Genomic DNA, 21,996 nt, shown 5'->3' with positions numbered 1-21,996 from the left:
CACGGGAGTTATGCGAAAGTCGGAAAATCCGATCGAATGGAGCAGTCGGTCCAAGTGGTCTGATCGAGCGTCAATGCACGCCCGTCCGGGCGGTCTTGTGCCAGCTCCGCTCCCCGCGTACCAGCCGCCAGAACGCGCGCACCGCGACCAGGTACGTCCCGACCGCGTAGACCGCCAGCGCCAGCCCGTAGGCCAGCGCCGAGCCCCGGCCGATGTCCCGCTCGCAGTGCCGCCGGTACAGCGGGCCCCAGACGGCGAACTCGGTGACACCGATCAGCAGGTACAGGCCGATCAGCAGCGCTCCGCCGTGGCCGAGGAAGTCCGCGGTGAACTCCGGGTAGGCCCAGGCGTGGTAGCCGAAGACCCCGATCGGCAGCAGGTACGCGAACAGCCCGACCACCTGCAGCCAGGGCTGTGCCATGAAGTAGCCGACCTCCAGGAAGCCGAGGGCGCTGAACTGCCGGGAGCTCCAGATCCGCGGCAGGTAGCGGGCGCACTGCATCGAGCCCTGCGCCCAGCGCACCCGCTGGGTGAGCAGCTGACGGACGCTCCACAGCGCCTCCTGCTCGACCCAGGCGGTGGTGGTGTAGCCGTTGCGGCGGCCGGCCAGCATCATCCGCAGTCCCAGTTCGAAGTCCTCCAACAGGGCCTTCCCCCAGGGGTTTCCGGTCTCGGCGGCGACCGCTCGCAGCGCGCTGAGCCGGTTGGCCTGCCCGTTGCCGCCGACGTTGACGGTGCCGGTGCGGCGCCGGGTGATCTGCATGGCGGAGATCGGCCCGCGGAACTCCAGGTCCTGGAGCCGGGCCAGCAGCCGGGCGCGGGCGTTGGCTGCCCGGCTCCGGCCGGGCAGCGGCGCGGCCACCGCCCGGTTGGACATCCGGACCTCCACCTGGACGGCGCCGATCGCCGGGTCGCCGAACGAGGCCGGCCCGGCCAGTACGTGCAGCAGGTTCGGCGAGGGGCGGCCGTCCGCGTCCACCACGGTCAGCACCACCCGGTCCGGGTCGGTGCCGGGCGGCAGCCGGCTCTCCAGCGCGTGGTACGCGGCGTTCAGCGCGTCGCCCTTGCCGGTGCGGGCGTCCGGCAGCCGGCGCCGCACCAGGTGGACGGGCAGCCCGGCGGTGGCGAGGGCGAGGACGATCTCCGCGGTGCGGTCCGTCGAGTGGTCGTCCACCACCCAGAGCCGGGCGGTGGGGAAGCGCCGGTGCAGGTGGTCGAGGGTGAGGCCGATCACCGCCTCCTCGTCGCGGCACGGGATCACGAAGTGCCACTGGTAGCCGGACGGGTCGCCGGGGGCGTCCGGCCGGGCGCGCAGGAAGCCGGTCACGATCACCCCGACGTAGCCGAGGAAGCCGACACCGAGGATGAAGGACAGGCAGACGGACAGGTCGAGCAGGCTCACGGGGCGACGTCCTCGGCGGAGTGGGAGCCGCGGGCGACCACGGCGAGGCAGAGCAGCAGGGCCGCCAGCGCGGCGATCATCATCAGCAGCGAGCCGAACAGGACGTGCGTCCACTCGAAGCCGGCGCTGCCGTAGCGGTGCTGCATGGCGACGATCAGGGTGAGCCGGCCCAGGTTGGTGCCGGCGATCAGCGTGACGGCCAGTGCCAGGGCCAGCAGCAGCCTGCCGGGGCGGCGGTGGCCGAACGCCAGCAGCAGGCCGATGACCAGCGCGAACGGGGCGATCAGCAGGGCGCTGCTGCACCCGGTGGTCAGCGCGATGCCGCGCTCGAAGTGGTCCGGCCCGCCCGCGTACAGCACCGGTGCGCCCGGGCTCGGCAGCAGCAGGGTGCGCAGGCCCAGCAGGTGGGTCGTCAGCTGGGAGACGGCGGTCAACTCCAGGTTGCGGTACATGTGTTCGCCGCCGACCAGCAGTCCGGCCAGGGCGAGGGAGAGCGGGCCGCATACCGTGCCGAGGCGGCCGGGGCGGGGGCGGGCGGCCGGCCGGGCCGACGGCCGGGGGAGTGCGGTGGCAGGCATGGGCGGCTCCACGCGAGGGGCGGACGGGCCGGACCCGGCGGCCGTGCCGCCCGGGTCCGGCGGCGGTCAGGGGCGGCGGCGCCGGGCTTCGGGGCGCTGGGCGTCCGAGTGCTCGGATCCGGGACCGGCGGCCAGCCGGCCGCGCCGCACCAGCAGCACCCCGACCAGCAGCAGGCCGGTGGCCGCGGCGGCGGCCAGGCCGAGCCCGGGCGAGCCGGTGGAGGCCAGCACCCCGCCGCCGGCCGCGACCGGCGGGATTCCGCCCACGTGAGGTCCGTACACGGTCGTCTCCTCTCGTCTCGGCCCGGTGGCTTCCGGGCCGGAGCCAAAGGTGACTGCCGGGCCGATCATCAGATCGCCGTGACGCGCAGGTCGGCGGGAAGTCCACTCGGACGCCCCACGCCCCGGCCGGGCGCGATCGACCGTCGGTGCCACCGCGGCCGAGCGCCCGGCCGTTGCGCCGGGCGGGTGGTCCTGCGGCGCGGCCGATCGGCAAGGGCGCGGCGCGTGGCGCTCATCGACGCGGCCTCAAGACCATGTGAGACGCCATTCGGAAGCCCCAGCCCGGAGTCCCGCCCCACCCATGGAGCACCATGACCTCCCGCGACCTCGCCCTGGTCCTCGGAACCCGGCCGGAAATCGTCAAACTCGCCGCCCTCGCCCGGCTGTTGGGCCCCCGCACCCGCCTGGTGTGGACCGGGCAGCACTGGGACCCGGCCCTCACCACCGCCTTCTTCACCGGCTACGGCCTGCCCGCCCCGCACCACCGGCTGGACGGCGTCGGCGGCGAACCGCGCGGGCAGCAGATCGGCCGGATGATCGGCGAACTCAGCCGGCACTTCGCCGAACACCCGCCCGCCGCCGCGATCGTCCAGGGCGACACCAACACCGCCGCCGCCGGGGCGCTCGCCGCGCACTGCGCGGGCGTCCCCGTGGTGCACGTCGAAGCGGGCCTGCGGTCCTTCGACGCCGCCATGCCCGAGGAGGCCAACCGGCGGGTCATCGCCCCGCTCGCCGACCTGCACTGCGCGCCCACCCGGACCGCCGCCGACCACCTGCTGCGCGAGGGCATCGACCCGCAGCGGATCCTGGTCACCGGCAACACCGTGGTCGAGGCCACCCTCGCCACCCTGCCCGACGACCTCGCCGCTCGCGCCGTCCTGGCCCGGCACGGCGTCACGCCCGAGAACTACCTGCTGGCCACCGTCCACCGGCCCGAGAACACCGACGACCCGGAGCGGCTCGCCCGGCTGCTGGGCCAACTCGGCGGCCTCGAGCTGCCGGTGCTGCTGCCGCTGCACCCCCGTACCCAGGCGGCCGCCGCGTCCGCCGGGCTGCTCGCCATCGGCGGGGGGCTGCGCCCGATCGAGCCGCTCGGCCACGCCGCGTTCCTGGCGCTGGCCCGGCACTGCCGGCTGCTGGTCTCCGACTCCGGCGGCGTCCAGGAGGAGTGCACGGTGCTCAAGCGCCCCCTGGTGGTGGTCCGCAACTCCACCGAACGTCCGGAGGCGGTGCGGGCCGGGTTCGCCCGGCTGGCCCGCCCCGGGCCCGAACTCGACGCCGCGCTGCGCGAGTTGCTCGCCGACCCGGGCCTCGCGGCGCGGCTCGCCGAGGTGCCCTCCCCGTACGGCGACGGCCGGGCGTCCGAGACGATCGCCACCGCCGTCCGGGACCGCTACCCGCAGCACGCGCCCCGGCCGCGCGGTGCGGCGGCCGGGGCGGCGGACCGTCAGGCGGTGCCGAGGAAGGTCTGCCAGCCGCCGGCCGGGGCCTGGCCGACGCCCAGGGTGCGCAGCTTGCGCAGCGTGGACTGATCCTGGACCTCCATCCACTCGACCAGCTGCTTGAACGAGACCAGGCGGACGTCCGGCTTGCCGGCGATCTGCTTCATGGTCTGCTCGACGGCGTCCATGTAGATGCCCCCGTTCCACTGCTCGAAGTGGTTGCCGACGAAGAACGGCGCGCGGTTGGTGCTGTAGGCGCGGTTGAAGCCCGCCAGGTAGGAGTCCCGGGCCTGGTCGCGCCACTCGCCGTACTTGGCCGGGTCGCCCTTGGTCGAGCCGGCGGACTGGTTGGCGAGGATGTTGTAGTCCATCGACAGCACCTGGAAGTTGTGCCCGGGGAACGGGATGCCCTGCAGCGGGAAGTCCCAGATCTTGCCGTCCTGCACCTTCTGCGGCCAGATCTGCTGCCCGCCGGGCGAGCTGGCGTCGTACTTCCAGCCGAGCTTGGCGGCGGTCGGCAGCAGCGCCTTCTGGCCCTCCAGGCACGGGGTGCGGGCGCCGATCAGTTCCTTCTTGTAGTCGAAGGGCAGCGGGTCGACGTCGGTGATGCCGGTGTTGGTCTTCCACTGGGTGACGAAGGAGACCGCCTGCTCGATCTCGCTCTCCCAGTCCTCCGGCGTCCACTTGTTGACGCCGTTGCCGTCCGAGCGGGTCGAGCAGAAGTGCCCGTTGAAGTGGGTGCCGATCTCGTGGCCGGCCAGCCAGGCCTGGCTGATCAGCTTCAGCGTGTTGCGGACGGCGTTCTCGGACAGGAACGGGATGTCGGAGGCGCCCTGCGAGTGCTTCGGCGGGTGGTACAGCGAGGCCTTCTCCTTCGGCAGCGTGTAGATGCCGGAGAGGAAGAACGTCATGGTCGCCTTGTGTTCCTCGGCGAGCTTGAGGAACCGGGTGAACTGGCCGTCGTCGGTGGCGCCCGCGCCGTCCCAGGAGAACACCACGAACTGCGGCGGGGCCTCGCCGGGCTTCAGCTTCTCCCACTTGGGCTGGTTGGGCTGCGGGCCGGTGTCGGCGTTGGAGCCGTCGCCTATCGGGGTGCCCTTGGTGCCGGACTGGCCGGGCGCGGGCTTGCCGGTGCCGCCCGAGCCGGTGCCCGCGTCCGACCCCGGGCGGCCGGTCGCACCGCCTCCGCTGGAACAGGCCGCGACGGCTCCCAGGGCCGCGGTGGCTGCCGTGGCGGACAGCACTGTCCTGCGCGAGATGGTGCTCATGGTCTCCCCTGCCGCAGTGGGCCCGGCCAGAAGGGATCCGGAGGCCTGCCGCGGCTTCGGATGGTCAACTTCTGGCAAACTCGGACAATTTGACGGTTTCGCCACCCAAGGATGGCATGCCCGGGACGGACGGTCCAAGCCGCCCATCCTCAACCAGTCATCACGCGGACCGGGTCCGCCCGGCTCCCGCCAGGGCCCACCTGTTGCCGTCCTGGGACAAAACCCCTGCTAGACGAGTTCGCCCTCGACCAGCACGGCCAGCCGGCGGCGTCGGCGGACCAGTTGGACCACCAGGCTGCTGACCGCCGTCGCCGCCAGGCTGGAGATCACCAGGCTCAGCCACTCGGTGTCGAACCAGTGCAGGTTCAGCCAGCCGAGGCTGACGATGTACGCCGCCCACACCACCGCGGAAACCGCCGACCAGCGCAGGAACGTCCAGGGCCGGTTCGGGGAGTGACCGACCGCCAGGTCCAGCACCGTCCGTCCGGCCGGGACGAAGCGCGCCACGATGACGATCGCCGCCGCCGTCCGGCTGGTGGTGCGGCCGGTCAGGGCCCGCTGCACCCGGGCCACGTTGGCGGCCAGCCGGGGCCGGCGCTCCAGGCGACGGTTCACCGCGGGTGCGCCGCGCCGGGCCAGGTTGAGCAGCAGCAGGTCGCCGAGGAAGGACGCCACGGCCACGCCGGCGGCCAGCGGCAGCGGCGAGCCGCCCATCTGGCCGGTCTTCAGCACGGCCAGGATCACCAGCGTCCCGCTGGGCAGGAACGGCAGGAAGGCGTCGCCGAGTACCGCGAGCAGCGCGATGGCGCAGTACCACGCCGGTGCGATGGCGGCATTGGCGTCCAAGGTTCTCTCCCTCCAGCCCGCCCGGGGGAGAGGCAGCTGCAACGAGGGTCAACGCTAGCGCGGACACCTTTCATCACCTGAAGCACCCCTGTGTGGGATGTCGCACACGTGTCCGGGAATGCTGAGAGCCCCCGGCGGGGTGCCGCTGCGGGGGCTCGGGAAGGACCGGCGGTGCTGGTCGAGCCCGCCGATCCGTACGGTGCGCGGAGCCGGTAGGTCGTCCGCGACGGTCACCAGCCTGCCGCATCCCCGGGCCCCGGCTCGGCCGTTTCCCCTGGCGACTTCCCGCGCTGGCGCGAACTCGCCAGCCGACACGCCCGGGCCCCGGCTCGGCCGTTTCCCCTGGCGACTTCCCGCGCTGGCGCGAACTCGCCAGCCGGCACATTCGCGGCGGGCGGCGGGAACAGCCCGGCCCGTCGGCGGGTTGTGCTCCGACGAACGCCCGGGCGCCCGGCCGGGGCACCAGGAGGACGCACCGCATGAGCAGCGCACCGGAGCCGACCGAACAGCACCCCGGCGAGGACGACCGGATCCGCGGCCGGGCGGCCGGCACCGCCCCCGCCCCGCTCTCCATCCTGGACCTCGCCACCGTCGGCACCGGCCACACCGCCGCCGAGGCGCTCGCCGCCACCACCGAACTCGCCCGCAGCGCCGAACGCTGGGGCTACCACCGGTTCTGGGTCGCCGAACACCACGGCATGCCCGGCGTCGCCTCCTCGGTGCCCGCCGTGCTGCTCGCCCACCTCGGCGCGCACACCAGCACCCTGCGGCTCGGCTCCGGCGGCGTGATGCTCCCCAACCACGCCCCGCTCTCCATCGCCGAACAGTTCGGCCTGCTGGAGGCCCTGCACCCCGGCCGGATCGACCTCGGCCTCGGCCGCGCCCCCGGCACCGACCAGGCCACCGCCCGCGCCCTGCGCCGCGGCCTGGCCGACGGCGCCGAGGACTTCCCCCGCCAACTCGCCGAACTCACCCACTTCCTGGACGGCGACTTCCCCGACGGCCACCCCTACGCCCGGCTGGAGGCGGTGCCGCGCTCGGCCTCCCGCCCGCCCATCTGGCTGCTCGGCTCGTCCGGCTTCTCCGCGCAGCTCTCCGCCCGGCTCGGCCTGCCGTTCGCGTTCGCGCACCACTTCAGCGCCGCCAACACGGTGCCCGCGCTCGACCTGTACCGGGACACCTTCCGCCCGTCCGCGGTGCTGGCCGAGCCGTACGCGCTGATCGGGGTCAGCGCCGTCGCCGCCGAGAGCACCGAGCGGGCGCTGTGGCTGGCCCGCTCGGCCGGCCTCGGCATGCTGCGGCTGCGCCAGGGCCGGCCCGGGCCGATCCCCACCCCCAAGGAGGCCGCCGCGCACCCGTACACCCTGGCCGAGGAGGACTTCCTCGACTCCTGGCTGGCCAACGTGGTGCTCGGCACCCCGGCGGAGGTCGCCGAGGGCCTGGAGGCGCTGCGCCGCCGCACCGGGGCGGACGAGCTGATGGTGACCTCGCACATCCACGGCCACCAGAACCGGCTGACGTCCTACGGGATGATCGCCGAGGCGTACGGACTCACGCGGCCCTGACGGCTACCGGCGCGGGCACTGCCGCAGTATCTCGGCGATCCGGTCGGGCGCGCCCGGGCGGGCGAAGTACCAGCCCTGGGCGGTGTCGCAGCCGGTCTGCCGCAGACGTTCGGCCTGCGCGGCGTGCTCGATGCCCTCGGCGGTGACGGTCAGGCCCAGCGCGTGCGCCAGCTGCACGACGGCGCCGACGATCTGCTCGTCGGCGGCGCGCCGCCGCCCGCCGTCGCCGGACGGGCTCTCCCGGAACGCCTCGATGAACGTGCCGTCGAGCTTCAGCGCGTGCACCGGCAGCCGGGACAGGTAGGCGAGGTTGGAGTAGCCGGTGCCGAAGTCGTCGATGGCGATCCGCACGCCCATCTCGGCGAGCGCCTGCAAGGCCTGCAGGGGGCGCCCGCTCGGGCCGAGGATCGCGCTCTCGGTGATCTCCAGTTGCAGCAGCCGGGCGGGCAGCCCGGTGCGCTCCAGCACCTCGGCGACGTCGGCGACCACGTCGGAGTCCCAGATCTGGCGGGCGGCCAGGTTGACCGAGACGAAGGTCTCCGCGTCCGGGAACTCGGCCAGCCAGCGGCGGGCCTGACGGCAGGACTCCTCCAGCACCCACTTGCCGAGCGGCACGATCGCCCCGGACTCCTCGGCGAGCGGGATGAAACGGTCCGGCGACAGCAGGCCGTAGCGCGGGTGGCGCCAGCGCACCAGCGACTCCGCGCCGTGCACCGCGCCGTCCGTCAGACCCACCAGCGGCTGGTACTCGACGATGAACTCGCCGCGCTCCACGGCCGGGCGAAGCGCCGTCGCCAGCAGGTGCCTGGTCAGCTGGTCGGCGCCGCGGTCGCGGTCGTACAGCGTCCAGCGGGCGCGGCCGTCGGCCTTCGACCAGTACAGGGTGGAGTCGGCGTCGCGGATCAGGTCGGTCGGGGTGGAACCGCGCACCGGGCGCTCCACCACGCCGATCGAGGCCGTCACCGTCAGCCGGTGGCCGGCCACCTCGAAGGGCCGCTCCAGGGCGTTCATCAGCCCCGCCGCCAGGTGGGTGAGCTGCTGGTCGCCGCCGCTGTCGGTGACCAGCACGGCGAACTCGTCGCCGCCGAGGCGGGCCACCAACTGGCCCTCGCCGTCGGCGAATCCGTGCTCCAGCCGGGCGGCGACGGCGACCAGCAGCTGGTCGCCGATGTGGTGGCCGAGGGTCTCGTTGATGGCGGCGAACCCGTCCAGGTCGATGTAGCACAGCCCGATCCGGCGCTCGTCCTTCCGGACGGCCGGCCCGGCCTGACCGTCCGGCTTGAACGCCGCTTCCAGCCGCTCGTAGAACAGCGCCCGGTTGGGCAGCCTGGTCAGCGGGTCGTGCAGTGCCTGATAGGCCAGCCGGTCGCCGAGCTGCCGCTGCTCGGTGATGTCCTCGACCATGACCAGCGTGTAGTACGGGCGGCCGGCCCCGTCGCGGATCAGGGAGACGGTGACGCGGCCCCAGACCTCTTGCCCGCCGAGGTGCTTGAGGCGCTTCTCGGTGCGCATCCGGTCGCGCTCGCCGCGCACCAGCTCGCGGTAGCGCTGCCGGGACGGGTCCTCGGGTTCGATGATCCGGTGGATGTGCATGCCGGGCAGCTCGGAGGTCTCCCGGCCGAGCATCGCCGCGAACGCCGGGTTGCCCTCGATCACCAGGTCGTCGGTGTCGATCAGCGCCATGCCGATGCCGGCGTCCGAGAACGCGGCGCGAAAGCGGGACTCGCTGGCGCGCAGCGCGTCCGCCAGGTGCACCGCGTCGGCGCTCAGCGAACTGCCGCAGGCGGTGCAGATCTGGGGCGGGCCGTCGGCCACCCCCGGGGAGTGCGCACCGCTCTGCGGGCGCGGCGCTTCGGGCCACCCACCCCGATGGTGTGCGTCGGCCCCGACGTTCCGGCCCGGCACGGCACGCTCCCGTCCGCTGCTGCCACTGACTCACCGCCCACACCCACGCGGGCGGAGACCGGCCCGCGGCCCCGCTCCGCTCGGCGGACCCCGGCCGGTGACCGGGGAGCTGTCGGCGGCCTCGGCCACGTCCGCCGATCATAGGCCGCCGGTGTAACTGTGCGCGACCGGCGGCGGGTCGATTCGGGCGAATTGCCCGCAGATGTGCCTCGACATTACGTGCGAGACCCCCGGCGTGCACCGGATCCGGTGCACGCCGGGGGCGTACGACCGCGCTCACCCGCCGTAGCGAAGCGGCGTTCGAGGGCAGGTCGGGCGGTACGTCGGGCGGCAGGTCAGGCGAGCGAGGCGCTGAGCGTGATGGTGGTGCCGGTGAGCGCCTGGCTGACCGGGCAGTTCGCCTTCGCGTCCTCGGCGGCCTTCACGAAACCCGCCTCGTCCAGGCCCGGGACGGTGCCGACCACGGTCAGGTGGATGCCCGTGATGCCGGTGCCCGGCTGGAAGGTCACGTCCGCCTTGGTGTCCAGCTTGGTGGGCGGGGTGCCCGCGCCCGTCAGGCCGTGCGAGAGCGCCATCGAGAAGCATGCCGAGTGCGCGCCCGCGATGAGCTCCTCCGGGCTGGTCTTCCCGTTCGCGGCCTCGGCCCGGGACGGCCAGGACACCGGGAACTCGCCGATGCCCGAGGAGTCGAAGGTCACCAGGCCCTTGCCGTCGAGCAGGTTGCCCTCCCACTCGGTGTGCGCGGTGCGGGTCGTTGCCACGATCAGGTACCTCCTGTAGGGGGAACTGCCGGTCGAACTGCTCCACCCGCGACCGCACTTGCGGCCGCGGCCCGCCCAGCCTAGGGCCTGCCCGGCCGTTCCCGTCGGATCAGCGCGCAGTCCGTCCGGCGGCCGTCCCACATCGCGGAACGTGCCGGTGATCGGGGCGAAAGCGACGTGTTTGCCCTGTTAGATTGGCCGTTCGCCCGCGCCCGGGCCGGCCCGTCCGCCGCGCCCCGCCGTGCCCGGAGCCCACCCGCACCCGCATCGGAGCCGCCCCCATGACGGACCAGCCCACCCCCTCCCCGGCGGAGACCGACCCGGCCGTGCGGGCCGAGCTGACCCGCCTGCGCGAGTCGATCGACAACATCGACGCCGCCGTCGTCCACATGCTCGCCGAGCGCTTCAAGGCCACCCAGCAGGTCGGCCGCCTCAAGGCCGAGCACCGGCTGCCGCCCGCCGACCCGGAGCGCGAGCGCCGGCAGATCGCCCGGCTGCGCGAACTGGCCGTCAGCGCCCACCTCGACCCGGTGTTCGCCGAGAAGTTCCTGAACTTCATCATCGCCGAGGTGATCAGGCATCACGAGGCGATCGCCGGCGACAGGCCGTAGTGTCTGTGTGTCTGTCCGGTCCGCGTAAGGGCCGGATTTTCGCCGCGTCCGGCGCGCGGGTTAGCGTGCTGTCCTTCCCGAGGAGGCGGTGTCGGTGTCGGTTGCGGTGACCGAGGAGACCACACAGGAGCAGGGCTGGCGCAGGCGCCGGCCCTGGTACGTGGAACTGCCCGTGATGATCGCCGTCGGCCTGGTGGTCGCGGTGGTGATCAAGTCCTGCCTGTTCCAGATGTTCTCCATCCCGTCCGGTTCCATGGAGAACACCCTGCAGATCGGCGACCGGGTCGCGGTCAACAAGCTTGCCCCGCTCACCGGTTGGAAGCCCGAACCGGGCGAGCCCGTGGTGTTCAAGGACCCGGGCGGCTGGCTGCCGCCCACCCCGAAGGACAGCAACGCCTTCACCGGCGCCATCCACTCCGGCCTCAGCGCGATCGGCCTGCTGCCGCCCGGCGACGACTACCTGGTCAAGCGGGTCATCGCCACCGGCGGCCAGACCGTCGCCTGCCGCGGCACCACCCTCAGCGTCGACGGCCAGCCCGTCGCCGAGCCCTACCTGCACCCCGGCGACGACTCCTGCTCCGGCCTGGACTTCGGGCCCATCACCGTCCCCGCCGGCCACATCTGGGTCGAGGGCGACCACCGCAGCGACTCCGCCGACTCCCGCTACCACCGCGACGGCCCGTCCGGCGGCGCCGTCCCCGTAGACAACGTGGTCGGCCCGACCTCCGCCGTGGTCTGGCCCCTCAACCACCTCAACTGGTTCGGCTGGACCGGCCGCTGAGCGCCGGTCAGGCCGACCCGCCGCGCCGCAGCCGGACGGCGCAGCCCGCCGCGACGGCCGCCGACAGCAGCACCAGCGCCCCCGTCTCCGCCCACTGGAACGCCCAGTAGCGGTCGGCCGGCTGGTACTCGGTGCGCTGCGACAGGTGCATCGCGTTGATCGTCTCCATGCACCGCCCGGTCGAGCCGGCCGGGCCGCACACCTCGGGGGCGGTGGGCGTGAACGGCCGGCCGTCGGCGTCCAGCGTCCGCACCGACACCAACCAGGCGCCCGGCAGCGCCACCGGAGTCGTCACGTACAGCCGCTCGCCCTCGATCCGGATCACGGCCGGCCGGTCCGGCGCCAGCACCACCGCGGTCTGCTGCTGCACGGGCGCCGCCAGGTGGGCGCGCAGCGCCAGCGGCACCAGTACCTGCATCGCCGCGATCGTCGCCAACACTACGGCCATCGCGGCGACTTGGCGCCGCAGCAGCAGCCCGGCCGCCGCCCGGAGCCCGCGACGGCCCCGGTGGCGCTCGCCGGGACCACCGAACGCGAACGGGAGGTGCTCGTACTGGTCGGGCTCGGCCTCTCCAACGAGGAGATCGCCGCGCACCTGCACGTCAGCCTGTCCACCGCGAAGACCCACATCGGCCGGCTGCTGCAGAAGCTCGCCGCCCGGGACCGGGCGCAACTGGTCATCGCGGCCTACGAGTCGGGCCTGATCCGGCCCGGGGGCCCGCGCGGCCTAGGATGATCGGGTGTTCATTCTGGAGCTGACCTACACCGCCCCGCTGGAGCGCATCGACGCGCTGCTGCCCGCCCACGTGGCCTGGCTGGAGCAGCACTACGCGAGCGGCACCTTCCTCGCCTCCGGCCGCAAGGTTCCCCGGGACGGCGGGGTCATCATCGCCGTCGCGGAGAGCCGGGACGCCGTCGAGGCGCTGGCGGCCACGGACCCGTTCGCGCAGGGCGACGTCGCCGAGTACCGCATCACCGAGTTCGTCCCCACCACCACCGGCCCCGAGCTCGCCCCGTACCGGCAGACGCTCCCGGCCTGACGCGGGGGACGCCTCCGGCGGGGAGTCGGGGGCGCTTCGCGCGCACGGAGCCGGGCTCGACGTGACCTGATGGTCCGGCGTCCCGGGACGCCTCGGCGGGCCCTGCGAGCTGGGGACCGGCATGCGTGGCGCCGGGCCGGGCCCGGCCCGGCGGCTCGGGCGCGGTTTCTTCGGTGAGTCCACAGGAGCCGGCGGCCCCCCGAGCCCGCGCGGCGGTCAGTGTTTGGCTGAGGAGGCCGACTGGGCGGCGAAGGCGCCGGCCAGGACGAGGGCGCCGCCGGCGAGTTGGGGGGTGCCGAGGTGTTCGCCGAGGAGGATCCAGGCGAGGACGGTGGCGACCACGGCTTCGAGGTTGGCGACGACGCCGGCCACGGGCGGGGAGAGGTACTGGACCGAGGCGACGCCGGTGAGGTAGGCGACGACGGTGGCGACCAGGATCATCCAGAGGGCGGGGAGCAGCGCCGGGAGCTGGTGGCCGTTCATGCTGACGGAGCGGGTCAGCAGGGACCAGTCGGCGTCCCAGGGGCGGGTGAAGGCGGTGAGCAGGATCGCGCCGATCAGCAGGCCGTACGCGGAGACGGCCAGCGGGTCGACGGGGCGGTCGCCCTCGCGGCCGGCGTCGGCGAGGACGAAGTAGCCGACCTGGCAGCAGGCCGCGCCGAGGGCGAACAGGACGCCGAGCGGGTCGAAGGAGAGGCCGTGCCAGACCTCGACGACGCAGGCGAGGCCGGCCACCGCGGCGCCCGCGCCGGCCATCGCGCGGCGGGAGACGGGGCGGCGCTGCACGAGTCGGACGTAGGCGAGCAGCAGCGGCGGGCCGAGGTACTCGATCAGCATGGCCACGGCGACGGGGATGCGGGAGATCGCCGCGAAGTAGCAGGCCTGGACGCCGGCGACGGCGAGCAGGCCGAAGCCGATCAGCAGTCCGGGGCGGCGCAGTACCGCGTCGCGGTGCTTCCAGGCGATGGGCAGCAGCACCAGTGCCGCGCCGGCGACCCGCAGCCAGACGGTGTGGGTGGGGGAGAGGCCGGCTTCGATCAGCGGCTTGGCGGCCGTTCCGGATCCGCCGAAGGCGACCGCGGAGACCAGGGCCAGCATCAGGCCCAGCTTGGCGGTGCGGTGGGCGGGGGAGGGGCTTTCCACCAGGGGACGATCGGGCGCCGGGCGCGGGTCGAGCGACATGGCGGAGGGGTCCGAGCTGCTGTGCATCGCCGCATTGTGCCAGCCCGGACCCCTCTGCCGTAAGGCGCTATCCCGCAGGTTGGTCCTGTGTTCCGAGCAGTCCGCCGGAGCCGCCGGACCCCGTCGAGGCGCTCGGCGTCGGCGGCTCGCTGGGGCCGGCGCTGGGCTTGGCGGACGGGCTGCGGCTGGGCCGCGGCTGACCGCCGCCGTCACCGGCGCCGCCGCTGGGACGCGAGCTGGGGCTGCCGTTGCCGTTGCCGGTGCTGTCGCCGGCCGACGGGGACGGCGCGGAGGTCACGCCGTCCGAGGTGGACGGGTTCTGGCTCGGCGAGGCGGACCCGGTCGGCGCGGACGGGACGGTGGTGGACGGCGTCCGGGCCGGACCGGGGAAGGAGCTGACCGGCTGCCCGGACAGGGCCGACTTCATGTAGGCCGTCCAGATCTGCGCCGGGAACTTGCCGCCGGCCGCGCTGCCCGTGCCGCCGACGCCGTCCAGGGTGACCTGCTTGCCGGTGGCCGGGTCCTGACCGAACAGGCCGACCACGGTAGCCAGTTCGGGCGTGTAACCGGCGAACCAGACCGACTTGGAGTCGTCGGTGGTGCCGGTCTTGCCGGCCGCCGGGCGGTTCAGCGCGGCAGCCCGGTAGCCGGTGCCGCCCGGGTCGTCGATGACGCCCTGGAGGATCGAGGTGGTGCTGCGGGCGGCGTTCTTCGAGATCGCCTGGGTGGCCTTGTGCTCGGGCAGCGCGACCTGCTCGCCGCCGGACTCCAGCCCCTTCACCAGCCACGGGGTGATCTGCTGGCCGTCGTTGTCGAGCGTGGCGTACACGCCGGCCAGTTCAAGCACGCTCGGGGTGGCCGCACCCAGCGGGATCGACGGGATGGCCTTCAGGCCCGGGGTGTCGGCGGGCAGGCCGAGCGCCACCGCGGTGGAGCGGACCTTCTCCAGGCCGGTGTCCTGGGCGAGCTGCGCGAACACCGAGTTCACCGACCAGTCGGTGGCCTGCTGGAGGCTGATCTGCCCGAACGAGCGCTCGCCCTCGTTCGGCGGCGCGTAGGGCACGCCCTTGGCGCCGCGGACGGGCCGCCGGTTGGTGCCGTCGTAGATGGTGTCGGCGGTGATCCGGTCGCCGTACTGGGTGCGCGCCCCGGAGTCCAGGGCGGCGGCCAGCGCGATCGCCTTGAAGGTGGAGCCGGCCTGGTAGTCGGTGCGGGTGGCGTTGTCGATCCAGTGCTTGGTGGCGTCGGCGCCGCCGTACAGCGCCACCACCTGACCGGTCTTCGGGTCGACCGACACCGCGCCGGCCTGCGCGGCCGCGTCCACCTTGCGGGTGTCCGGCTTCAGGTTGTCGATGAGCTGGGCCTGCACCGCGTCCTGCAGCTGCTGCTGCTTCTTGGAGTCCACGGTGAGCGTGATGGTGTAGCCGCCCTTGGCGAGCTGGGCGTCACTGACGATGTGGTTGTCGGTGAGGTACGAGGTGGCGGCGGCCACCAGGTAGCCGGCCTGGCCGGACATGCCGGGCGCGGACTTCGGCGACTGCACCTCCGGGAAGGTCAGCTGCTTGCGCTCGTCGGCGCCCAGCCAGTTCTTCGTCACCATGCCGTCGAGCACGTAGTTCCAGCGGGCCGTCGCCTTCTGCTTGCCGTTCTCGGTGGCCGAGGAGACGTCGTACGCGCTGGGCGCGTTCAGCAGGGTCGCCAGGTACGCGCCCTGGGCGGCGTTCAGCTGGCTGGCGTCCACCCCGAAGTAGGCCTGCGAGGCGGCCTGGATGCCGTACGCGCCGCGTCCGTAGTAGGAGGTGTTCAGGTAGGAGGAGAGGATCTCGTCCTTGCTCTGGGTGGCGTCCACCTTGAACGAGATGAAGACTTCCTTCACCTTGCGGCTGACGGTCTGCTTCTGGTTCAGGTACGCGTTCTTCACGTACTGCTGGGTGATCGTCGAACCGCCCTGGGTGGCGCCGCCGGAAGCGGTGTTGAAGGCGGCGCGGGCCATGCCCTTGAAGTTGACCGCACCCTCCGAGTAGAAGTTGCGGTCCTCGGCGGCCAGTGCGGCGTGCTGCGCGTCCTTGGAGACCTTGTCCAGTCCGACGTTCTGCCGGTTGGTCTGCCCGGTGCGGGCCAGCAGCGAGCCGTCCGAGTACAGCCAGGTGTTCGACTGGGCGGTGGCCGCGGCGTGCGCGTCCGGCACCTTGACCAGGGCGACCCCCAGGGCGAACAGGCCGACTCCCAGCAGCAGCGAGGCGGCCAGGCCGACCAGCGTCGTCCGCCAGGTGGGTATGAGTCGGCGCCAACCGGTTCTTTTCGTGCGTTCACGGGGCTCTCGAGGCAACGGAGACCTTCCCGCAGGCCCCGGACGGGCTGCTCGCTCGGGCGACGGATGAACCTCGCCAGCTTGATCGATCGACTTGTCAGATGTTAGGGACCTATGTCCTATTTCTCCTAAGACGATCTTTAAATCCCTCTTAGTTGCGTGTTCTCCGTCACCCCGGCCGTCACCCCGGCCGTGACCCCGGTCTTCTCAACGAGCGGACCCCGCACGGGGACATGGCCGGCCCGATCGCACGATCGAGAACCTGCTCGGAGAAATGCAGAAGGCCCCCCGCTTTCGCGAGGGGCCTTCTGCTGTCTGTGCGCCGCCAGGGACTCGAACCCCGGACCCGCTGATTAAGAGTCAGCTGCTCTAACCAACTGAGCTAGCGGCGCTTGCTGACGGAGAGAACATTACACGCCTCCCGACCTGCGGTGAAATCGAGTTCCCCGGGCCGGTGGGCGGGGAAACGCAAAAAGCCCCTCGCGTGAGCGAGGGGCTTTCGTGCTGTCTGTGCGCCGCCAGGGACTCGAACCCCGGACCCGCTGATTAAGAGTCAGCTGCTCTAACCAACTGAGCTAGCGGCGCCTGCTGACCTGGAGAACATTACATGCCCGGCGCCGATCCGCCGAATCGTGACGGCCCGGCCACGCACCGTGCCCGCCGGTGGTCAGCGCTGCGGCGGGAGCCTGGCCAGGAACACCTCGAAGGCGGTCGACCGCACCCGGTTCGCCCCGTCGAACGGATAGTTCATCTCCTTGATCGCGATCAGCGACAGGCCGATCAGCCCGGCCAGCGACACCACCATCGCCAGGTGCGCCCAGGTGTTGGACAGGCCGAACAGGAAGGTGAAGGCGATGGTGACGATCGCGCCGGCGATCAGCGCCGCCCACAGCAGCAGCGGCACGCAGTCCGCGATCTGGTTCAGCCGGGCGCGGCGCTTGCTGGCCAGGCCGTCCACATGCGTCACCAGGTTCTGGTAGATCGTCGCCTGCCGGGCATCGGCCGGTTCGAAGGCCAGCGCGGTGTCGCGGATGCTGTACATCAGCGCGGTCGCCGCCGGGTCGCTCCGGTGTCCGGCCATCTGCTTCCACTCGGCGTCCACCACCGTGTGCGCGTAGCTGAGCGTCAGGCCCTCCAGTTTGGCGCCCTCCGGCAGCGGCATCGCCCGGGACATCCAGTAGACCCCCGCGAGCTCGTCCGCCTCCTCGAAGGTGGTCGCCCTGGCGGCCGAGGTGTTCTCCCACACCACGATCACCACGAAGGCCACCAGTACCGCGTAGAAGGCGCCGACCGCGGCGAAGATGAACCCCGCCACGTCGTTGCAGTTCTCCCGGGCCGGGACGGACGCGTACCGCTGCACCAGCACCATGCAGCCCGCCGTCGCCAGCAGCATGCCGACCAGGATCGCCACGTCGGACCAGTTCACGACGACCCCCGCTGAGCAGCTCGGTGCACGCCTGTACGCATACCGTCATCAGGCCACGGGCGGGCCGGGGCGGGCGAGCGGGGATGGTCCGACCGGCCGGGGGGCGGCGCGCCGCCGGACAGCGCGGTGATCGCGAGGAGGGCCGGTGGGCGGACGCGGGGCGAGGCGGCAAGACCGCCCCCCATCGTCCGTGCCGTCCTCCTTGACCTTCCGCGTTGCCCGCGAGGCGTCCGTCCGTCCCTCCATTCGGAGAGGAATCTATCGGGCCAAACGGGGCGGACGGGACAAGCTTCGCACCAACGCCCCGGACGGGCCCCAGCTGTCACCCGGATCGCGCACTGCGGCGTCAACTCTGCCTGACGGACGGGCAAAACGGTTCGAATCGGACCAATCGGCGTGCCGGGTACGGTCCGTGCGGGTTCGCGCTCCGGATGCAAGGATCGTCCGAGAGCAACTCCCCGGCCGCGCGCGCTCCCTGCCGCGCGGCCCCGTCGTGAAAGCAGGACGATGACCACCGCCCCCGACCGCTACCGTCCGGTCCGCCGGATGCTGGCTCGCGACCAGGGCGAGTCCCACCGGGTCTCCACCCCCCTGGAACTGTTCTTCGACCTGTGCTTCACGGTGGCCATCGCCCAGGCCGGCCGCCAACTCGCCCACGCGCTGGCCGCCGGGCACCTCACGGTCGCCCTGCCCGGGTACGCGATGTCCTTCTTCGCCATCTGGTGGGCCTGGATGAACTTCACCTGGTTCGCCTCCGCGTACGACGTGGACGACGTCCCCTACCGGCTCACCACGCTGCTCCAGATCACCGGCGTGCTGGTGCTCGCCGCCGGCGTGCCGCGGCTCTTCGGGGACCAGGACCTCTCCCTGGTGGTGGCCGGATACCTGCTGATGCGCCTCGCGATGGTCACCCAGTGGCTGCGCGCCGCCCGCGGCGAGAACGGGTCCGCCCGGACCGCCGCGCTGCGCTATGCCCGCGGCATCGCGCTCGTCCAGGCGTTCTGGGTGGTGCTGCTGTTCGTCCCGCACGAGGCCCGCGTCCCGCTGTTCGTGGTCGGCGTGGTCGCCGAACTGTCCGTCCCCGTCTGGGCCGAGACGCACAACCGGACCCCGTGGCACCGGCGCCACATCGCCGACCGGTACGGCGCGTTCACCATCATCGTGCTCGGCGAGACGGTCGCGGCCGCCACCGTCGCCGTCCAGACCGCGCTGGACGAACACAAGGCCGTCGCCGAACTGCTGCCGATCGCCGGCAGCGGACTGCTGATCTGCTTCGGCGCCTGGTGGATCTACTTCGCCGACGACGCCCACCCCTACCTGCACTCCGCCCGGCAGGCACTGCCCTGGGGCTACGGCCACTTCGCGGTCTTCGCCTCGGCGGCCGCCGTCGGCGCCGGGCTGGAGGTCGCCGTCCAGCACGCCGTCGGCACCACCCACCTCACCGACCGCGCCGCGGCCGCCGCCGTCACCGTCCCCACCGCGCTGTTCCTGTTCACCGTCTGGGCCCTGCACTCCCGCCACCACCGGCGCGGCGCCGCCCAGTTGATCCTGCCGCTGGCCGCGCTGTCGGTGCTGGCTGCGACGCTGGCCGGGGATGCCGGTGTGCTGCTGGCCGGCCTGCTGGTGGCGGCCGCCGTCGCCATCGGCATCGCCCTGTCCGCGAAGACCGTTCAGAGACGGAGTTGACCACCCGTGCGCCTGGAAGACCTCCCCTACGCCCACCTGCTGCAACGCCACACCGGACCGCTGCGCGCCGACAGCCGCTACGACACCGTCCACTTCGACGACCTCGACCTGGGCGGCCAGCTCGGCGGGGTGAGCTTCCTGGAGTGCGCGTTCACCGGCATCCGGGCGGACGGCGCGAAGCTGCGCCGGGCCGGTTTCAACGAGGTGTGGCTGCACGGCGGGCGGCTGGTCGGCGTCGACCTCGCCGAGAGCGAATGGCAGGACGCCGAGATCGACTCCAGCGTGCTGGCCGGCGTCTCCGCGTACAGCTCGGCGATCCGCCGCACCGTCTTCCGCCAGTGCAAGCTCGAAGCGGTCAACCTGCGCGGCGCCACGCTGCGCGACGTCGTCTTCGAGGACTGCCTGCTGCGCGACGTCGACCTCGCCGAAGCGAAACTCACCAACGTGACGTTCCCGGGCTCCACGCTCGACGACGTCCACCTGCGCGGCGCGACCCTCAAGGCGGTGGACCTGCGCCGGGCCGCGAGCCTCGGCCTGCCGGACGGGCACCAGGGGCTGCGCGGGGCGATCATCTCGACGGGGCAACTGCTGGATCTGGCGCCGCAGTTCGCGCAGGCGCTGGGGATTTCGGTGAAGGACTGAGAAAGGTTCCGCTTCGCGGCGAATGGGAGGGTTCCGGGGCCGGTGTGCCGTCAATGGCCCTGCGTGTACCCGCCGTTCATCTGGTGAACGGTTCGACAAACGTTCGGTTCAAGTCATGGCCATGCCGCCCCGGCTGCGTGAGGATGCTCGGCGTTCGGACACGAGGTGTCTGAACAACATCATCAGCAGCCGAAGGGACGGGCGGGTCAAGATGGCAGAGCTGAGTCGTAGGAAGTTCATGGCGCTGTCGGCGAGTGCGGCAGCCGGTGCGGCGGTCGCCGGGTCGGGCGTGGTGGGCGGGGCGGCTCCCGCGGTCGCGGCGCCGGCGGGGACCACGGGGACGATCACGGACGCGAAGCACGTGGTGATCCTGATGCAGGAGAACCGCAGCTTCGACCACTACTTCGGGATGCTCAAGGGCGTGCGCGGCTTCGCGGACCGCTCGGCGATCCAGATATCCGGCGGCTACAGCGTGTTCAACCAGCCGAACCTGCTGGGCCGCCAGTACCCGTGGCAGTTCAGCGCCACCAAGCCGGCGGGTGGCGCGGACCCGGCGCGGCTGGCGCAATGCAATGGCGACCTGAGTCACGCGTGGAGCGATCAGCACAACGCCTGGAACGGCGGCAAGCTGGACTCCTGGGTCTCCGCCAAGGGCACCGTCCGCGCGCTGGGGTACCTGACCAGGGCGGACATCCCGTTCCACTACGCGCTGGCCGACAACTGGACGGTCTGCGACGCCTACCACTGCTCGGTGCTGAGCGCGACGGGCCCGAACCGCACCTACCACTGGTCCGGCCAGATCGACCCGTCCGGCACGGCGGGCGGCCCGGCGTACGACGGCGGCGACGAGTCGGGGCTGCGCTGGCAGACGTACGCGGAGGCGCTGGAGAACGCGGGGGTGAGCTGGAAGGTCTACCAGAACGCGTCGGACAACTACGGGGACAACGCTCTCGCGTATTTCTCGCAATTCTCCTCCGCCCCGGCGGGCAGCGCCCTCGCCGTGAAGGGCATGGGCTCCGTCCCGAAGGCGACCGGCCGGACGCCGGACGACATCGTGGCGGCGATCAAGGCGGACGTGCTGGCGGGCACCCTGCCGCAGGTGTCGTGGATCGTGCCGGACCAGGCGTCCTCGGAGCACCCCTACGCCACGCCCACCGACGGCGCGCACTTCGTGCACAACGTCATGGACGCGCTGAACGCCGACCCGAACGTCTTCAACTCGTCGATCCTGTTCATCAATTACGACGAGAACGACGGCTTCTTCGACCACGTCCCGCCGCCGGCCGCGCCCTCCGGGACGGCCGGGGAGTTCTACAACGGGGTCAACATCGGCCTGGGCTTCCGCGTCCCGATGCTCGCCATATCCCCGTGGAGCCGGGGCGGCTGGGTGTCCTCGGAGACCTTCGACCACACCTCGGTACTGCGCTTCCTGGAGAAGTGGACGGCCGCCCAGGGCCGGCCCGCGAACTGCGTGAACATCTCGGCCTGGCGGCGGAAGATGTGCGGCGACCTGACCGGCCTGTTCGACTTCGCCAACCCGGTGTACGGGATGCCCGCGCTGCCCGACACCTCGGCGACCATCGGCCTGGCCGCCTGCGGTCCGCTGCCGAACCCGGCGCCCGTCAACAACCAGCTGCCCGCGCAGGAGGCCGGTACCCGCCCGGCCCGTGCGCTGCCGTACCAGCCGGTGGCGAACCTGGACCACCTGGAGTTCGGCTCCGCCGGCGTGACGAAGGTCTGGATCGCGATGTCCAACGCCGGCACCGCCACCAACCACTTCGCCGCCTACGCCAACGCCTACCGCTCGGGCGGGCCCTGGCAGTACACCGTCGATCCCGGCGCGGCGACCAGCGACTTCTTCAACTGCGGCACCGGCTACGGCTCGGGCAAGTACGACCTGACGGTGATCGGCCCCAACCGCTTCCTGCGCCGCTTCACCGGCGACACCACCGCCGCCGGCAAGAACGCGGCCGTCACCGCGACGTACGCCCCCGCGCCCGACACCGGCAAGCTCGCCGTCTGGTTCAAGCTCGCCAACACCGGGACCGCCCCGGTGACCTTCACCATCACGTCCACCAACTACCGCACCGACGGCCCCTGGACGTACCAGGTCGCCGCCGGGGCCACCACCAGCGACTGGTTCAACGCGGCGGCCTACACCAACGGTTGGTACGACTTCACGGTGACGGTCAGCGGCGACGCCAGTTGGTCGCAGCGCTTCACCGGCCACCTGGAGACCGGCACCCCGTCGATCTCCGGCTGACGCGG

At 72.6% G+C, this 21,996-nt stretch carries 19 protein-coding genes, 2 tRNA genes and 1 pseudogene; 9 read left to right on the top strand and 13 right to left on the bottom strand.

Translation table 11 applies throughout. The annotated features are described in order from the left end of the window. Positions 1-70 precede the first annotated feature (70 nt). From ACIHEI_RS22100 to ACIHEI_RS22090, 3 genes are all read right to left on the bottom strand, one after another. Positions 71-1,402 (bottom strand): glycosyltransferase, encoded by a 1,332-nt coding sequence (locus ACIHEI_RS22100; RefSeq protein WP_396607789.1) that lies wholly within the window; start codon positions 1,400-1,402, stop codon positions 71-73. Then, the gene (locus tag ACIHEI_RS22095) at positions 1,399-1,980 is read right to left on the bottom strand and encodes an archaeosortase/exosortase family protein (RefSeq protein ID WP_396607788.1); all 582 of its coding nucleotides are present in this window, start codon (positions 1,978-1,980) and stop codon (positions 1,399-1,401) included. The genes ACIHEI_RS22100 and ACIHEI_RS22095 overlap by 4 nt, the downstream gene beginning before the upstream one ends. 66 nt (positions 1,981-2,046) lie before the next feature. Further along, positions 2,047-2,262, bottom strand: coding sequence for a hypothetical protein (locus ACIHEI_RS22090; RefSeq protein WP_387647356.1), 216 nt, complete (start codon positions 2,260-2,262; stop codon positions 2,047-2,049). Positions 2,263-2,573: 311 nt separating this feature from the next. On the opposite strand from ACIHEI_RS22090, the gene wecB reads away from it, so the two are divergent. Next, a complete protein-coding gene (gene wecB, locus ACIHEI_RS22085) occupies positions 2,574-3,794 on the top strand; it encodes a non-hydrolyzing UDP-N-acetylglucosamine 2-epimerase (protein ID WP_396607787.1) in 1,221 nt (406 codons plus the stop codon). On the opposite strand, the gene ACIHEI_RS22080 is transcribed toward wecB, so the two are convergent. Next, on the bottom strand, positions 3,710-4,972 hold the full coding sequence (locus ACIHEI_RS22080) for a hypothetical protein (protein ID WP_392946961.1): 1,263 nt from the start codon (positions 4,970-4,972) through the stop codon (positions 3,710-3,712). The two genes, wecB and ACIHEI_RS22080, sit on opposite strands and share 85 nt — an antisense overlap. Before the next feature lie 228 nt (positions 4,973-5,200). Next, the gene (locus ACIHEI_RS22075) at positions 5,201-5,818 is read right to left on the bottom strand and encodes a DedA family protein (protein ID WP_387867723.1); all 618 of its coding nucleotides are present in this window, start codon (positions 5,816-5,818) and stop codon (positions 5,201-5,203) included. A 479-nt stretch (positions 5,819-6,297) separates the two neighbouring features. Here ACIHEI_RS22075 and ACIHEI_RS22070 point away from each other — a divergent pair, with 479 nt between their 5' ends. After that, the gene (locus ACIHEI_RS22070; protein WP_396607786.1) at positions 6,298-7,383 is read left to right on the top strand and encodes an LLM class flavin-dependent oxidoreductase; all 1,086 of its coding nucleotides are present in this window, start codon (positions 6,298-6,300) and stop codon (positions 7,381-7,383) included. 3 nt (positions 7,384-7,386) lie between these two features. Here ACIHEI_RS22070 and ACIHEI_RS22065 read toward each other — a convergent pair whose 3' ends face one another. Together ACIHEI_RS22065 and ACIHEI_RS22060 are read right to left on the bottom strand one after the other, a co-directional pair. Continuing rightward, positions 7,387-9,288 carry a putative bifunctional diguanylate cyclase/phosphodiesterase gene (locus ACIHEI_RS22065; RefSeq protein WP_392946953.1) on the bottom strand — a complete coding sequence of 634 codons (1,902 nt, stop codon included), beginning with the start codon at positions 9,286-9,288 and terminating at the stop codon, positions 7,387-7,389. Between the two features lie 335 nt (positions 9,289-9,623). Beyond that, positions 9,624-10,049 (bottom strand): OsmC family protein, encoded by a 426-nt coding sequence (locus ACIHEI_RS22060; protein WP_387867727.1) that lies wholly within the window; start codon positions 10,047-10,049, stop codon positions 9,624-9,626. Positions 10,050-10,330: 281 nt separating this feature from the next. Between ACIHEI_RS22060 and ACIHEI_RS22055 the strand changes: the two genes are divergently transcribed. Both ACIHEI_RS22055 and lepB read left to right on the top strand, forming a co-directional pair. Continuing rightward, positions 10,331-10,660, top strand: a complete 330-nt coding sequence (locus tag ACIHEI_RS22055) for a chorismate mutase (RefSeq protein ID WP_387647338.1) — start codon at positions 10,331-10,333, stop codon at positions 10,658-10,660. 94 nt (positions 10,661-10,754) lie between these two features. Next, positions 10,755-11,441 carry a signal peptidase I gene (gene lepB, locus ACIHEI_RS22050; protein ID WP_387647336.1) on the top strand — a complete coding sequence of 229 codons (687 nt, stop codon included), beginning with the start codon at positions 10,755-10,757 and terminating at the stop codon, positions 11,439-11,441. Positions 11,442-11,448: 7 nt separating this feature from the next. Here lepB and ACIHEI_RS22045 read toward each other — a convergent pair whose 3' ends face one another. After that, the gene (locus ACIHEI_RS22045) at positions 11,449-11,889 is read right to left on the bottom strand and encodes a hypothetical protein (RefSeq protein ID WP_396607785.1); all 441 of its coding nucleotides are present in this window, start codon (positions 11,887-11,889) and stop codon (positions 11,449-11,451) included. A 33-nt stretch (positions 11,890-11,922) separates the two neighbouring features. Between ACIHEI_RS22045 and ACIHEI_RS22040 the strand changes: the two are divergent. Continuing rightward, positions 11,923-12,177, top strand: a pseudogene (locus ACIHEI_RS22040) (response regulator transcription factor); the annotation flags it as partial. 4 nt (positions 12,178-12,181) lie between these two features. After that, positions 12,182-12,481 carry a YciI family protein gene (locus ACIHEI_RS22035; RefSeq protein ID WP_387867732.1) on the top strand — a complete coding sequence of 100 codons (300 nt, stop codon included), beginning with the start codon at positions 12,182-12,184 and terminating at the stop codon, positions 12,479-12,481. Between the two features lie 216 nt (positions 12,482-12,697). On the opposite strand, the gene ACIHEI_RS22030 is transcribed toward ACIHEI_RS22035, so the two are convergent. From ACIHEI_RS22030 to ACIHEI_RS22010, 5 genes are all read right to left on the bottom strand, one after another. Then, complete coding sequence (locus ACIHEI_RS22030; RefSeq protein ID WP_396607784.1) at positions 12,698-13,690, bottom strand: EamA family transporter; 993 nt, start codon at positions 13,688-13,690, stop codon at positions 12,698-12,700. A 40-nt stretch (positions 13,691-13,730) separates the two neighbouring features. Next, positions 13,731-15,992, bottom strand: coding sequence for a transglycosylase domain-containing protein (locus ACIHEI_RS22025; RefSeq protein WP_396607783.1), 2,262 nt, complete (start codon positions 15,990-15,992; stop codon positions 13,731-13,733). A 300-nt stretch (positions 15,993-16,292) separates the two neighbouring features. Further along, positions 16,293-16,366: transfer RNA gene (locus ACIHEI_RS22020), tRNA-Lys, on the bottom strand. A gap of 119 nt (positions 16,367-16,485) precedes the next feature. Continuing rightward, positions 16,486-16,559: transfer RNA gene (locus ACIHEI_RS22015), tRNA-Lys, on the bottom strand. A gap of 82 nt (positions 16,560-16,641) precedes the next feature. Continuing rightward, positions 16,642-17,400, bottom strand: a complete 759-nt coding sequence (locus ACIHEI_RS22010; RefSeq protein ID WP_387647324.1) for a hypothetical protein — start codon at positions 17,398-17,400, stop codon at positions 16,642-16,644. Between the two features lie 507 nt (positions 17,401-17,907). Here ACIHEI_RS22010 and ACIHEI_RS22005 point away from each other — a divergent pair. From ACIHEI_RS22005 to ACIHEI_RS21995, 3 genes are all read left to right on the top strand, one after another. Then, positions 17,908-19,086 (top strand): low temperature requirement protein A, encoded by a 1,179-nt coding sequence (locus tag ACIHEI_RS22005; RefSeq protein ID WP_396607782.1) that lies wholly within the window; start codon positions 17,908-17,910, stop codon positions 19,084-19,086. 6 nt (positions 19,087-19,092) lie between these two features. Next, on the top strand, positions 19,093-19,728 hold the full coding sequence (locus ACIHEI_RS22000; protein ID WP_396607781.1) for a pentapeptide repeat-containing protein: 636 nt from the start codon (positions 19,093-19,095) through the stop codon (positions 19,726-19,728). Between the two features lie 211 nt (positions 19,729-19,939). Further along, entirely contained in the window at positions 19,940-21,991 is a 2,052-nt protein-coding gene (locus ACIHEI_RS21995) for a phosphocholine-specific phospholipase C (protein WP_396607780.1), read from the top strand. The last annotated feature ends 5 nt before the right edge of the window (positions 21,992-21,996 follow it).

This window comes from Kitasatospora sp. NPDC051984 (assembly GCF_044593455.1).
Taxonomy (GTDB): domain Bacteria; phylum Actinomycetota; class Actinomycetes; order Streptomycetales; family Streptomycetaceae; genus Kitasatospora.
Note: the sequence above shows the minus strand (reverse complement) of the source record. Positions and strands in the feature narration are given on the sequence as shown.

Bases quoted from the DNA above. Each gene is read 5' to 3' on its own strand.
- ACIHEI_RS22055 (WP_387647338.1), top strand. From the start codon at position 10,331: ATGACGGACCAGCCCACCCCCTCCCCGGCGGAGACCGACCCGGCCGTG.
- ACIHEI_RS22070 (WP_396607786.1), top strand. From the start codon at position 6,298: ATGAGCAGCGCACCGGAGCCGACCGAACAGCACCCCGGCGAGGACGAC.
- ACIHEI_RS21995 (WP_396607780.1), top strand. From the start codon at position 19,940: ATGGCAGAGCTGAGTCGTAGGAAGTTCATGGCGCTGTCGGCGAGTGCG.
- ACIHEI_RS22005 (WP_396607782.1), top strand. From the start codon at position 17,908: ATGACCACCGCCCCCGACCGCTACCGTCCGGTCCGCCGGATGCTGGCT.
- ACIHEI_RS22080 (WP_392946961.1), bottom strand. From the start codon at position 4,972: ATGAGCACCATCTCGCGCAGGACAGTGCTGTCCGCCACGGCAGCCACC.
- ACIHEI_RS22045 (WP_396607785.1), bottom strand. From the start codon at position 11,889: ATGGCCGTAGTGTTGGCGACGATCGCGGCGATGCAGGTACTGGTGCCG.
- ACIHEI_RS22095 (WP_396607788.1), bottom strand. From the start codon at position 1,980: ATGCCTGCCACCGCACTCCCCCGGCCGTCGGCCCGGCCGGCCGCCCGC.
- wecB (WP_396607787.1), top strand. From the start codon at position 2,574: ATGACCTCCCGCGACCTCGCCCTGGTCCTCGGAACCCGGCCGGAAATC.
- ACIHEI_RS22030 (WP_396607784.1), bottom strand. From the start codon at position 13,690: ATGCACAGCAGCTCGGACCCCTCCGCCATGTCGCTCGACCCGCGCCCG.